Genomic DNA, 11,571 nt, shown 5'->3' on the forward strand with positions numbered 1-11,571 from the left:
ACGAATTCTTACCTAACGCTCGTTATTTTCTAGGGACCTTGAGAATCTACCGGGCAGAATCTGTCAGTAATACCTCACGGATATTCTCAGCAATTCCCTTCATGAGCAAGGGACCACCTGTTGATGTCCATAGCGAGCCGTCAACCAAAATAATATGGTCCTGACGATAGGCTTTGAGATCGGTAAAGCCTGAGGTCTCTTGAGCAGCCTCTAAAGCTACTTGCGCGCCCTGACGATCAGCCCCGGTCTCGGAGTGGGGGTTATCTTGGCTGGCGCCACCCAAGGTGCCAAAAAACATATAGTCAGCATCAATGAGAGATAGGTTCTCCAGGGATACAGGTTCAGAATGCCCCCTACCCAAACGATCCTGACCAGCAGGTCTGGCCAATTTAAGGTCTGAAAGCACCTGACCGGCCGGTAGTTCCTTAAGAATCAGAGAGGGCCCGCCCCCCTGCCAGCGAACTACAGAAAAGGTTTTATCCGAGTATTGAGGGGCAAGTTCTTGGGCTAAAGAACGTGTCAGCTGGGCATATTCATCTTTAACCTGCTGGCCCCGATCTTGCAGATTCAGTGCCTGGGCCACAAAGTCCAGATTGGTCTGCCACGGACCACCGGCATACCCACAAAAAACCAAGGGAGCTATGGCCTTTAAAATATCCAGAACATCGGGGCGGTTATTGATACTGGTGCCATCAGCCAAGATCAAATCTGGCTTGAGAGCCCCAATGGCCTCATAGTTGAGCTCCGAGACAGAACCCAGGATTTTAATATCTGCTGCTTTATCTTGAAGATAGTGGGGTACTGTTGCCTGCCCCCTGCCTGAAACTGTACCCGCCGGCATAACCCCTAAGGCCAAGGCCGCATCTAGAGTCGGTTCAGAGAGAGTCACTACTTTCTGAGGGCGCTCAGGCAACCTGACCTCATTACCTTCAACATCTACTACGATCCGGCTGGCCCCAGACTGAGCGGGCGATGAGGTCTCCGCCTGTGAGCAGGCGGTAAGCCCGCTTGCTGCCGCTAAACCTGTTGTCAGAAAAAAAGTACGTCTATTAAGGGGTAACAAAGTGAAGCCTCAGAAAGTGGTTGGGATAATAAGCTAAGCCTTACCTTACTTTATTGAGTCATGGGCTTCAAGCAGAAGCAGGGCGCAAAAAGGTGCCCTCCCCCAAATAATAATGGGAAAGGGCACCTTGAAAAGTCAGCACCAGGTCTGACTCATCTCTAGGGCTTACTTAGCCTTTTCGATGATCTCCACGACGCGCCAGCGCTTGGTAGCGGATAGCGGACGGGTCTCAGCCAAGAGAACCAGGTCACCAATACCAGCAGTGTTCTGCTCATCGTGTGCCTTGATCTTGGAACTACGGCGCATAACCTTGCCGTACAGTGCGTGCTTCACGCGGTCCTCGACCTCAACGACTACAGTCTTGTCCATCTTGTCGGACACAACGTAGCCGCGGCGAGTCTTGCGGTAGCCGCGCTCTTCAGTCTTTACTTCACTCATGTGATTTAACCTTCGGTTGCGGGACGAATACCGAGCTCGCGTTCGCGAAGCACAGTGTAAATACGTGCAATGTCGCGCTTGACCGAGCGGATACGACCGGGATTTTCAAGCTGACCAGTGGCTGCCTGGAAACGGAGGTTGAATAGCTCCTCCTTCGACGCACGCAGCTTCTCTACCAGATTCTCGTTGGAGAGCTCTGCGAGGTTGTCGATGCTCAGATCCTTTGATCCAACTGCCATTTCTATTCACCACCTTCGCGACGCACAACGCGTGCCTTCATCGGGAGCTTGTGGATTGCGAGGCGCATAGCTTCGCGAGCCACTTCTTCGGATACACCGGAGAGTTCGAACATAACTCGACCGGGCTTTACGTTTGCGACCCACCATTCGGGTGAACCCTTACCGGAACCCATACGGGTTTCAGCAGGCTTCTTGGTTAGCGGACGGTCGGGATAAATATTGATCCAAACCTTACCGCCACGCTTGATGTGACGGGTCATTGCAATACGTGCAGCTTCAATCTGACGGTTGGTGACGTATGCGGGAGTCAGAGCCTGAATGCCCCACTCACCGAACGCTACCTCGGTGCCACCCTTAGCCATACCTGAACGCTTGGGGTGATGCTGCTTGCGGTACTTAACTCGACGGGGAATTAGCATTTATGCCTCACCGTTTTCTGCAGTCTTTGCTTCAGCGGGTGCTGAAGCGTTGTCGGAACGACGTTCACGGCGGGGCCCACGGCCACCTGCACGACGACGGTCGCCACCACGGTTGTTGCCGCGACGGTTACCAGAAGCCTGCTGTGCAGCAAGCTCCTTGTCGGTGAGGTCACCCTTGTAGATCCATACCTTGACGCCAATACGGCCGAAGGTGGTCTTTGCTTCGAAGAAACCGTAGTCGATGTTCGCACGCAGGGTGTGCAGGGGCACACGGCCTTCGCGGTAGAACTCTGAACGTGACATTTCAGCGCCACCCAGACGGCCGGAGCACTGGATACGGATACCCTTAGCACCTGCACGCTGTGCGGACTGGATTGCCTTCTTCATTGCGCGGCGGAATGCTACGCGTGAAGCAAGCTGCTCTGCGATGCCCTGGGCAACCAGCTGAGCTGACAGATCGGGGTTAGCAACCTCGAGGATGTTCAGCTGAATCTGCTTGCCGGTGAGCTTCTCGAGCTCGCCACGGATACGGTCTGCTTCGGCGCCGCGGCGGCCGATAACGATACCGGGGCGTGCGGTGTGGATGTCCACACGAACACGGTCACGGGTACGCTCGATCTCAACCTTTGCGATGCCTGCGCGTTCCATACCCTTTGACAGGAGTTCACGAATCTTTACATCTTCGCGAACGTAGTCTGCGTAGCGTTCGCCTTCCTTGTTGGAGTCAGCGAACCACTTTGAAACGTGGTTGGTGGTGATACCAAGTCGGAAACCGTTGGGGTTAATTTTCTGACCCATTTAGCGGCCCTCCTCCTTCTCCGGGGTAGCAACTACCACGGTGATGTGGCTGGTGCGCTTGTTGATGCGGAACGCACGGCCCTGGGCACGAGGCTGGAATCGCTTCATGGTGGGACCTTCGTTCGCGTATGCTTCGCTGATGAACAGCTCCTCTTCCTTGAAGGGCAGACCCTGCTGGGTTGCCTTCTGGCGAGCGTTTGCAACAGCTGATGCAACGATCTTGTATACCGGTTCTGAAGCGCCCTGAGGAGCGAACTTCAGAATCGCCAGAGCCTCTTCCGCCTGCTTGCCACGGATAAGGTTGATGACGCGGCGTGCCTTCATAGGCGTAACGCGTACGTACGACGCAGTTGCCTTGGCTTCCATTGCCTATCTCTCTTTCGTCTATTGCCGAAAGGGAAACGTATCTAAAAACGGTTACCCGTTCTTAGCGACGCTTGCCCTTGCGGTCGTCCTTAACGTGGCCACGGAAAGTACGGGTCGGTGCAAACTCGCCGAGCTTGTGTCCGACCATGGACTCAGTGATGAACACGGGTACGTGCTTGCGTCCGTCGTGCACTGCGATGGTATGACCGAGCATGTCGGGAATAATCATCGAGCGGCGGGACCAAGTCTTGATAACGTTCTTGGTGCCCTTCTCGTTCTGAGCTGCAACCTTTACAAAAAGGTGCTGATCAACGAAAGGGCCCTTCTTCAAACTACGAGGCATGTTTCAGGCTCCTTAGCGCTTCTTGCCAGTACGACGGCGACGAACAATGAGCTTGTCGCTTTCCTTGTTGGGGCGGCGGGTGCGGCCCTCGGGCTTACCGTTGGGGTTAACCGGGTGACGGCCACCTGAGGTCTTACCTTCACCACCACCGTGGGGGTGGTCAACGGGGTTCATGACGACACCGCGAACGGTCGGGCGGATGCCCTTCCAGCGGTTACGGCCTGCTTTACCCCAGTTGATGTTTGACTGCTCAGCGTTACCAACCGAACCAACGGTTGCGCGGCAACGGACATCAACGTTGCGGATTTCGCCGGAGGGCAGACGCAGCTGAGCGTACTTACCTTCCTTTGCAACCAGCTGGATAGATGCGCCAGCTGAGCGGCCCATCTTGGCACCGCCACCGGGGCGGAGCTCAACAGCGTGGATCACGGTACCCACAGGGATGTTACGCAGGGGCAGGTTGTTGCCGGGCTTAATATCGGCCGCGGGACCTGACTCAACGATGTCGCCCTGAGCAAGCTTGTTGGGGGCGATGATGTAACGCTTGGTGCCATCAACGTAGTGGAGCAGTGCGATGCGAGCGGTACGGTTGGGATCGTACTCGATGTGTGCAACGCGTGCGTCAACACCGTCCTTGTCGTGACGACGGAAGTCGATCAGACGGTACTGGCGCTTGTGTCCACCACCCTTGTGACGGGTGGTGATGCGACCGGTGTTGTTACGGCCGCCCTTCTTGGGGAGCGGACGGACCAGGGACTTTTCCGGGGTTGAGCGGGTGATTTCTGCGAAATCTGATACGCTCGAGCCACGGCGACCCGGGGTCGTCGGCTTGTGTTTACGAATACCCATTTAGATATTTCTTTCCTTCGCTAAAGTGGTCTCCGGAGCCTATGCTGCCGGACCGCCGAAGAGGTCGATTGCGCCTTCTTTGAGGGTTACAATCGCACGCTTGGTGTTCTTACGAGCACCCCAACCGTGGCGGGTGCGCTTGCGCTTGCCTGCACGGTTGGCGGTGTTGATGGAAGCAACCTTGACATCGAAGATGGTCTCGATGGCCTGCTTGATTTCCAGCTTGTTGGAGCGGGGGTCTACGAGGAAGGTGTACTTACCTTCGTCGAGCTGACCGTAGCTCTTTTCCGACACGACGGGAGCGATAATCACGTCGCGGGGATCCTTGAAAGTTGAGGTGGTAACAGACATTACTTAGCAGCCTCTTTCTTGGCCTTGGAAGCAACTGCGACAAATACGTCGTAGGCATCCTTGGTGAAGATAACGTCATCTGAGATCAGAACATCGTAGGTGTTCAGCTGATCTGCGTAGATAACGTGTACGTTCTCCAGGTTGCGTGCTGACAGTGCTACCAGGTCGTCCTTGCGGTCGATGACAACCAGTGCATTCTTGCGGCTGGTGATCTCTGCGATTGCTGCCTTAGCTGCCTTAGTGGAAGGCTTGGAGCCTTCAACCAGGGTTTCGACAACGTGAACGCGATCGTGACGAGCGCGATCGGAGAGAGCGCCGCGCAGGGCAGCTGCAATCATCTTCTTGGGGGTCCGCTGAGCGTAGCTACGGGGGGTCGGGCCATGTACAACGCCACCACCGGTCATGTGGGGGGCGCGAATGGAGCCCTGACGTGCACGGCCGGTACCCTTCTGCTTGAAGGGCTTACGGCCTGCGCCGGAAACTTCGCCGCGGTTCTTGGTCTTGTGAGTACCCTGACGAGCTGCTGCGAGCTGGGCAACTACCACCTGGTGAAGCAGGGGTACAGATGCCTGAGCGTCGAAGATATCAGCGGGCAGGTCTACCTTTACGGTCTTGACAGCCATGGTGTATTAGGCTCCCTTCACAGCGGTGCGAACCAGAACAACGCCGCCCTTAGGACCGGGGATTGCGCCCTTGATCAAAAGAACATTGTTTTCTGCATCTACACCCTGAATAGTGAGGTTCATGGTGGTGTGGCGTGCAGCGCCCATACGGCCTGCCATGCGCATACCCTTGAACACGCGTGCGGGGTATGATGCGCCACCGATTGAGCCGGGCTTACGGTGGTTCTTGTGGGCACCGTGTGATGCACCTACACCTGCGAAGCCGTGACGCTTCATAACACCGGCGAAGCCCTTACCCTTGGTCTTGCCTACTACGTCAACCTTCTGGCCAGCTTCGAAGAGCTCAACGGTCAGTTCCTGACCGAGTGAGTATTCTGCAGCGTCTGAGGTGCGGAGTTCAACGAGGTGACGGCGAGGAGTTACGCCTGCCTTCTCGAAGTGACCGGCGAGGGGCTTGGTTACCTTGCGAGCTTCGATAGCACCGAAACCGATCTGGATAGCTTCGTAGCCATCGGTTTCAGCCTTGCGCAGCTGGGTAACAACGTTTGAATCGGCCTTGACGACAGTAACGGGCACGAATTTGCCGTTTTCGTCCCAGACCTGGGTCATGCCAAGCTTGGTGCCCAGCAGGCCCTTAACCTGGCGCTCGAACTTGTTAGTCATTTAGATGCGATCCTCTACAGCTTGATTTCGATGTTTACGTCTGCCGGAAGGTCAAGACGCATGAGGGCATCAACAGCCTTGGGGGTCGGATCAACGACGTCGATCAGACGCTTGTGCGTGCGCATTTCAAAGTGCTCGCGGCTGTCCTTGTACTTGTGAGGCGAACGGATAACGCAGTACACGTTCTTTTCGGTGGGTAGGGGCACGGGGCCAACTACCGTAGCGCCTGCACGCGTAACTGTCTCAACGATTTTCCGAGCTGAAGAATCAATGACCTCGTGGTCGTATGACTTCAGACGGATGCGGATTTTCTGTCCCGCCATCTGTCGGACTCTCTTTCTTGTCTACTTCCCTGTAACGGAGCGGTTGCTCCTTTTTATGGCGCTTAAGGTAAAGAGATGAATCTTCATTTCTTTCGCGCCGCCTCTAACAGGCTGAATCCGGCATCTGCCGGGTTCCTCACCCTGCCGAGGCACCGACCCCCGAACTCGGGCGTGTCGCCTATGCAATGTATAAAAAGCGCGCACTATTCCCTCGAACTGATCGATTGGGTCATATTTGGGTTTGCCTTCACCATCTATCAGAACTGCTATCTGGCTACTTTCAGCGGGCAAACGCTTGAACAACGTACTCAATCATGCCAGAGTTATCTATTCTTAGCAAGATTTTCTTTCTTGAAGTGTTCAGACCCACATATATTGACAGGTACCCTGCTAGAGCCACCCCTCAAAGAGCCTCCCTGAGATCAGAGGTTTCCAAGATGCAAGGAGTCAAAAGGCTACACAATGTAAAAGGGCTGGCCCCGCAGATTACTCTGCGGGGCCAGCCCTTGCGCTTCTACCCTAGGGGTAGTTGCAGATCTTAGGGTAAGTCAGACTTACTTGATGATCTTGGTTACGCGACCTGAACCGACGGTGCGGCCGCCTTCGCGGATTGCGAAGCCCAGGCCCTCTTCCATAGCGATTTCCTGGATGAGCTCAACGGTCATCTCAGTGTTGTCGCCGGGCATAACCATTTCGGTGCCCTCGGGAAGGGTGATAACACCGGTAACGTCGGTGGTGCGGAAGTAGAACTGAGGACGGTAGTTCGAGTAGAAGGGGTTGTGGCGGCCGCCTTCATCCTTGGAAAGGATGTAAACGTTAGCCTCGAACTGGGTGTGGGGGGTGATTGAGCCGGGAGCAACAACAACCTGACCACGCTCTACGTCATCGCGCTTGAGACCGCGAAGCAGCAGACCACAGTTCTCGCCTGCCCAAGCTTCGTCGAGCTGCTTGTGGAACATCTCGATACCGGTAACGGTGGTCTTCTGGAGGGGACGGATACCAACGATCTCAACTTCGGAGTTGATCTTGAGGGTACCGCGCTCTGCACGGCCGGTAACAACGGTACCGCGACCGGTGATGGTGAAGACGTCCTCGATGGGCATGAGGAAGGGCTTGTCCTTCTCACGTACGGGGTCGGGAATGTAGTTGTCAACCTCTTCCATGAGCTCTTCAACCTTAGCAACCCACTCGGGGTCACCTTCCAGAGCCTTCAGAGCGGAAACGCGAACAACAGGAGCGTTGTCGCCATCGAATTCCTGTGAGGACAGAAGTTCGCGAACTTCCATCTCAACCAGGTCGAGAAGTTCTTCATCTTCAACCATGTCTGACTTGTTGAGAGCAACAAGCAGGGTGGGAACGCCAACCTGGCGAGCCAGCAGAACGTGCTCGCGGGTCTGTGCCATGGGGCCGTCGGTGGCAGCAACAACCAGGATTGCGCCGTCCATCTGAGCAGCACCGGTGATCATGTTCTTGACATAGTCAGCGTGGCCGGGAGCGTCAACGTGTGCGTAGTGGCGCTTCTCGGTCTGGTACTCGATGTGAGCAATGTTAATGGTAATACCGCGCTGGCGCTCTTCGGGAGCGGAGTCGATCATACCGAAGTCGCGCTTCTCGTTCAGGTCAGGGTACTTATCTGCAAGAACCTTAGAGATAGCAGCGGTCAGAGTAGTCTTACCGTGGTCAACGTGACCAATAGTACCGACGTTTACGTGAGGCTTGGAGCGCTCGAACTTAGCTTTTGCCAAGAGTTTTTCCTCCTATAGAGAAGATTTGAGAACCTGCACTCGGGTTTGATACCGGCGCACTCCGCCATAGAAGGCGGTCTAGCTACCACAATAGCGGATAAGGCCGGTCAGGCGAAACCCAGAGAGGTTCATTTATTAGGTTTTTTGAAAAGCGGTACGGCTCACATTAAGCGAGCCGTACCAGGGCGAGAATTATTCGCCGCGGCTCTTCTGAATGATTTCATCAGCGACGTTCTTGGGAACCTCTGAGTAGCTGTCGAACTCCATGGAGAAGACGGCACGACCCTGGGTCTTTGAACGGAGGTCACCGATGTAACCGAACATTTCTGACAGCGGAACAAGAGCGTGAACGATCTTGACGCCTGCTGCATCTTCCATCGACTGGATCTGACCGCGGCGTGAGTTCAGGTCGCCGATCACGTCGCCCATGTACTCTTCCGGGGTACGAACTTCAACAGCCATCAGGGGTTCAAGCAGAACCGGGTTAGCGCGACGTGCGCCTTCCTTGAAGACCATTGAGCCAGCAATCTTGAAGGCCATTTCTGATGAGTCAACGTCGTGGTAAGCGCCGTCAATCAGAGTAGCCTTGACACCGACTACGGGGTAGCCAGCCAAGATACCCAGCTGCATTGCGTCCTGGATACCGGCATCAACAGAGGGGATGTATTCGCGGGGAACGCGACCACCGGTAACGACGTTATCAAACTCGTAGAGCTCTTCTGCGTCCAGGGGAACGGGTTCGAAGGAAACCTGAACCTTAGCGAACTGACCAGAACCACCGGTCTGCTTCTTGTGGGTGTAGTCAACCTTCTCGACAGCCTTGGTGATGGTTTCGCGGTAGGCAACCTGGGGCTTACCCACATTTGCTTCAACCTTGAATTCACGCTTCATACGGTCAACGATGATGTCCAGGTGGAGCTCGCCCATACCGCCAATTTCGGTCTGGCCGGTTTCTTCGTTGAGTGAAACAGTGAAGGTGGGGTCTTCTGCAGAAAGCTTCTGAATCGCAGTTGACATCTTCTCCTGGTCACCCTTGGTCTTGGGCTCAATGGCCACGAAGATCACGGGTGCGGGGAAGGTCATGGATTCCAGAACCACGGGGTTAGCAATATCGCAGAGGGTGTCACCGGTGGTGGTGTCCTTCAGTCCGATAGCTGCGTAGATGTGGCCTGCCTGGATCTCTTCAACAGGGTTCTCCTTGTTGGAGTGCATCTGGAAGAGCTTACCAATACGTTCCTTCTTACCCTTGGTGGCGTTCAGAACCTGCTGGCCCTGTGCAGCCTTACCGGAGTAAACGCGGATGTAGGTCAGCTGACCGTAGAAGGGGTGTGCTGCGACCTTGAAGGCCAGAGCAGCGAAAGGCTCATCTGCTGAGGGCTTGCGGGTTACTTCTGCCTCTTCGTCGGTAGGCAGGTGACCAACCATAGCAGGAACATCCAGCGGTGAGGGCAGATAATCCAGAACAGCGTCAAGCATGGGCTGCACGCCGCGGTTCTTGAATGCTGAACCACACAGAACCGGGTAAGCCTCATTGTTGACGGTCAGCTGACGGATACCGGCCTTGATTTCCTCAAGGGTCAGTTCCTCGCCTTCCAGATACTTGTTCATGAGTTCTTCGGAGGACTCAGCTACAGCTTCAACCAGCTGTGAACGGTACTCTTCGGCCTTCTCAACCAAGTCCGCAGGAATCTCGCGGGTTTCGTAGGAAGCGCCCATGGTAACGTCGCCCTTGGCATCGCCGGGCCATACGTAGGCCTGCATCGTGAGCAGGTCAACGACGCCAATGAAGTCGTTTTCAGCGCCGATGGGGAGCTGTAGGACCAGGGGGGTTGCGCCCAGACGCTTGACGATGGTGTCTACGGTGAAGTAGAAGTCAGCGCCCAGCTTGTCCATCTTGTTGACGAAGCAGATGCGGGGAACTTCGTACTTGTCAGCCTGACGCCAAACGGTTTCAGACTGAGGCTCAACGCCTTCCTTACCGTCGAACACGGCTACAGCGCCGTCGAGGACGCGCAGTGAACGCTCAACCTCAACAGTGAAGTCAACGTGGCCGGGGGTATCGATGATGTTGATCTGGTTGTTCTTCCAGAAGCAGGTGGTAGCCGCGGAGGTAATGGTAATACCGCGTTCCTGTTCCTGAGCCATCCAGTCCATGGTTGACGCACCGTCGTGGGTTTCACCAATCTTGTGGTTAATACCGGTGTAGAAGAGGATGCGTTCGGTTGTGGTGGTCTTACCGGCGTCAATGTGCGCCATAATACCAATGTTGCGGACCTTTTTTAGGTCTGTAAGCACGTCTAGTGCCACTTTGTTCTCCCTTGTGAGAAACTCCGATAGCCTACCGCTATGTACTTTTGTACATAGCGGCAGGCTACGAAAAAATTACCAGCGGTAGTGTGCGAAGGCCTTGTTGGACTCTGCCATCTTGTGAGTGTCTTCGCGACGCTTCACAGCTGCACCGAGACCGTTGGAAGCATCCAGGATCTCGTTCATGAGACGCTCGGTCATGGTCTTCTCGCGACGAAGCTTTGAGAAGCCAACGAGCCAGCGAAGAGCCAATGCGGTTGCACGGCCTGCGCGAACCTCGACGGGGACCTGGTAGGTCGCACCGCCAACGCGGCGTGAGCGGACCTCAAGTGAAGGCTTGACGTTGTCCATAGCCTTCTTGAGGGTTGCTACGGGATCTGCGCCGGTCTTCTGAGCAACGCCTTCGAGTGCACCATAAACGATGCGCTCAGCGGTTGACTTCTTGCCGTCCAGCAGAACCTTGTTGATGAGCTGGGTGACCAGCGGTGAACCGTAAACAGGATCGTTTACGAGGGGACGCTTAGGAGCGGGACCCTTACGAGGCATTACTTCTTCTCCTTCTTTGCGCCGTAGCGTGAACGAGCCTGACCGCGGCCCTTAACGCCCTGGGTATCCAGTGCGCCACGTACAATCTTGTAACGAACACCGGGGAGGTCCTTCACACGACCACCGCGCACGAGCACGATGGAGTGTTCCTGAAGGTTGTGGCCCTCACCGGGGATGTATGCGGTAACCTCGATGCCGCCGTTGAGCTTAACACGTGCGACCTTACGCAGTGCTGAGTTCGGCTTCTTCGGGGTAGTGGTGTATACACGGGTGCATACGCCACGCTTCATGGGGTTGCCCTTAAGTGCGGGCGCCTTGGTCTTGACGACCTTGGGTGCACGGCCCTTACGGACCAACTGCTGAATTGTAGGCACTTGTTCTCCGTTTGGTTTCGGCTGGGCTGTTAGGCTCAACCGGCTTTACTTGCCTTCTGCAACTTGGAAATAAGTGCAAAAGAAATTCTTACGCTTAGCAGAATGTACCCAGACATAACAAAAA

General features: G+C 55.4%; 16 protein-coding genes. All 16 read right to left on the bottom strand.

Annotation, left to right across the window (positions count from 1 at the left end; translation table 11 throughout):
- Positions 1-46: 46 nt before the first annotated feature.
- A complete protein-coding gene (locus tag ACN085_RS04730) occupies positions 47-889 on the bottom strand; it encodes an ABC transporter substrate-binding protein (protein WP_419104859.1) in 843 nt (280 codons plus the stop codon).
- 339 nt (positions 890-1,228) lie between these two features.
- Complete coding sequence (gene rpsQ, locus ACN085_RS04735; protein ID WP_419099297.1) at positions 1,229-1,501, bottom strand: 30S ribosomal protein S17; 273 nt, start codon at positions 1,499-1,501, stop codon at positions 1,229-1,231.
- 5 nt (positions 1,502-1,506) lie between these two features.
- On the bottom strand, positions 1,507-1,740 hold the full coding sequence (gene rpmC, locus ACN085_RS04740; RefSeq protein WP_419099296.1) for a 50S ribosomal protein L29: 234 nt from the start codon (positions 1,738-1,740) through the stop codon (positions 1,507-1,509).
- 2 nt (positions 1,741-1,742) lie between these two features.
- Positions 1,743-2,159 (bottom strand): 50S ribosomal protein L16, encoded by a 417-nt coding sequence (gene rplP, locus ACN085_RS04745; RefSeq protein WP_135012890.1) that lies wholly within the window; start codon positions 2,157-2,159, stop codon positions 1,743-1,745.
- Entirely contained in the window at positions 2,160-2,957 is a 798-nt protein-coding gene (gene rpsC / locus ACN085_RS04750) for a 30S ribosomal protein S3 (protein WP_419099295.1), read from the bottom strand.
- Positions 2,958-3,323, bottom strand: a complete 366-nt coding sequence (gene rplV / locus ACN085_RS04755) for a 50S ribosomal protein L22 (protein ID WP_419099294.1) — start codon at positions 3,321-3,323, stop codon at positions 2,958-2,960.
- Between the two features lie 61 nt (positions 3,324-3,384).
- The gene (gene rpsS, locus ACN085_RS04760) at positions 3,385-3,666 is read right to left on the bottom strand and encodes a 30S ribosomal protein S19 (protein ID WP_083090719.1); all 282 of its coding nucleotides are present in this window, start codon (positions 3,664-3,666) and stop codon (positions 3,385-3,387) included.
- 12 nt (positions 3,667-3,678) lie between these two features.
- Positions 3,679-4,515 (bottom strand): 50S ribosomal protein L2, encoded by an 837-nt coding sequence (gene rplB, locus ACN085_RS04765; protein WP_419099293.1) that lies wholly within the window; start codon positions 4,513-4,515, stop codon positions 3,679-3,681.
- 39 nt (positions 4,516-4,554) lie between these two features.
- Complete coding sequence (rplW, locus tag ACN085_RS04770) at positions 4,555-4,866, bottom strand: 50S ribosomal protein L23 (protein ID WP_419099292.1); 312 nt, start codon at positions 4,864-4,866, stop codon at positions 4,555-4,557.
- A complete protein-coding gene (gene rplD, locus ACN085_RS04775; protein ID WP_419110779.1) occupies positions 4,866-5,489 on the bottom strand; it encodes a 50S ribosomal protein L4 in 624 nt (207 codons plus the stop codon). The genes rplW and rplD overlap by 1 nt, the downstream gene beginning before the upstream one ends.
- Positions 5,490-5,495: 6 nt before the next feature.
- Positions 5,496-6,152, bottom strand: coding sequence for a 50S ribosomal protein L3 (rplC, locus tag ACN085_RS04780; protein ID WP_419099290.1), 657 nt, complete (start codon positions 6,150-6,152; stop codon positions 5,496-5,498).
- 14 nt (positions 6,153-6,166) lie between these two features.
- Entirely contained in the window at positions 6,167-6,475 is a 309-nt protein-coding gene (gene rpsJ, locus ACN085_RS04785) for a 30S ribosomal protein S10 (protein WP_068169589.1), read from the bottom strand.
- 554 nt (positions 6,476-7,029) lie between these two features.
- A complete protein-coding gene (gene tuf, locus ACN085_RS04790) occupies positions 7,030-8,220 on the bottom strand; it encodes an elongation factor Tu (RefSeq protein ID WP_419104857.1) in 1,191 nt (396 codons plus the stop codon).
- 192 nt (positions 8,221-8,412) lie between these two features.
- A complete protein-coding gene (fusA, locus tag ACN085_RS04795; protein ID WP_419099288.1) occupies positions 8,413-10,527 on the bottom strand; it encodes an elongation factor G in 2,115 nt (704 codons plus the stop codon).
- 75 nt (positions 10,528-10,602) lie between these two features.
- Positions 10,603-11,073, bottom strand: coding sequence for a 30S ribosomal protein S7 (rpsG, locus tag ACN085_RS04800; protein WP_185174277.1), 471 nt, complete (start codon positions 11,071-11,073; stop codon positions 10,603-10,605).
- A complete protein-coding gene (gene rpsL, locus ACN085_RS04805) occupies positions 11,073-11,447 on the bottom strand; it encodes a 30S ribosomal protein S12 (RefSeq protein WP_419099287.1) in 375 nt (124 codons plus the stop codon). Before rpsL ends, rpsG begins: the two co-directional genes overlap by 1 nt.
- Positions 11,448-11,571 lie beyond the last annotated feature (124 nt).

This window comes from Rothia sp. P4278, from assembly GCF_048512945.1.
Lineage (GTDB): Bacteria > Actinomycetota > Actinomycetes > Actinomycetales > Micrococcaceae > Rothia.

What these genes read in the sequence shown, in the direction of transcription:
- rplV (WP_419099294.1), bottom strand. Translation starts at nt 3,323, where the DNA reads ATGGAAGCCAAGGCAACTGCGTCGTACGTACGCGTTACGCCTATGAAG.
- rplD (WP_419110779.1), bottom strand. Translation starts at nt 5,489, where the DNA reads ATGGCTGTCAAGACCGTAAAGGTAGACCTGCCCGCTGATATCTTCGAC.
- rplP (WP_135012890.1), bottom strand. Translation starts at nt 2,159, where the DNA reads ATGCTAATTCCCCGTCGAGTTAAGTACCGCAAGCAGCATCACCCCAAG.
- rpsJ (WP_068169589.1), bottom strand. Translation starts at nt 6,475, where the DNA reads ATGGCGGGACAGAAAATCCGCATCCGTCTGAAGTCATACGACCACGAG.
- rpmC (WP_419099296.1), bottom strand. Translation starts at nt 1,740, where the DNA reads ATGGCAGTTGGATCAAAGGATCTGAGCATCGACAACCTCGCAGAGCTC.
- rplB (WP_419099293.1), bottom strand. Translation starts at nt 4,515, where the DNA reads ATGGGTATTCGTAAACACAAGCCGACGACCCCGGGTCGCCGTGGCTCG.
- rpsG (WP_185174277.1), bottom strand. Translation starts at nt 11,073, where the DNA reads ATGCCTCGTAAGGGTCCCGCTCCTAAGCGTCCCCTCGTAAACGATCCT.
- rpsS (WP_083090719.1), bottom strand. Translation starts at nt 3,666, where the DNA reads ATGCCTCGTAGTTTGAAGAAGGGCCCTTTCGTTGATCAGCACCTTTTT.
- rpsC (WP_419099295.1), bottom strand. Translation starts at nt 2,957, where the DNA reads ATGGGTCAGAAAATTAACCCCAACGGTTTCCGACTTGGTATCACCACC.
- rpsQ (WP_419099297.1), bottom strand. Translation starts at nt 1,501, where the DNA reads ATGAGTGAAGTAAAGACTGAAGAGCGCGGCTACCGCAAGACTCGCCGC.
- rplW (WP_419099292.1), bottom strand. Translation starts at nt 4,866, where the DNA reads ATGTCTGTTACCACCTCAACTTTCAAGGATCCCCGCGACGTGATTATC.
- rplC (WP_419099290.1), bottom strand. Translation starts at nt 6,152, where the DNA reads ATGACTAACAAGTTCGAGCGCCAGGTTAAGGGCCTGCTGGGCACCAAG.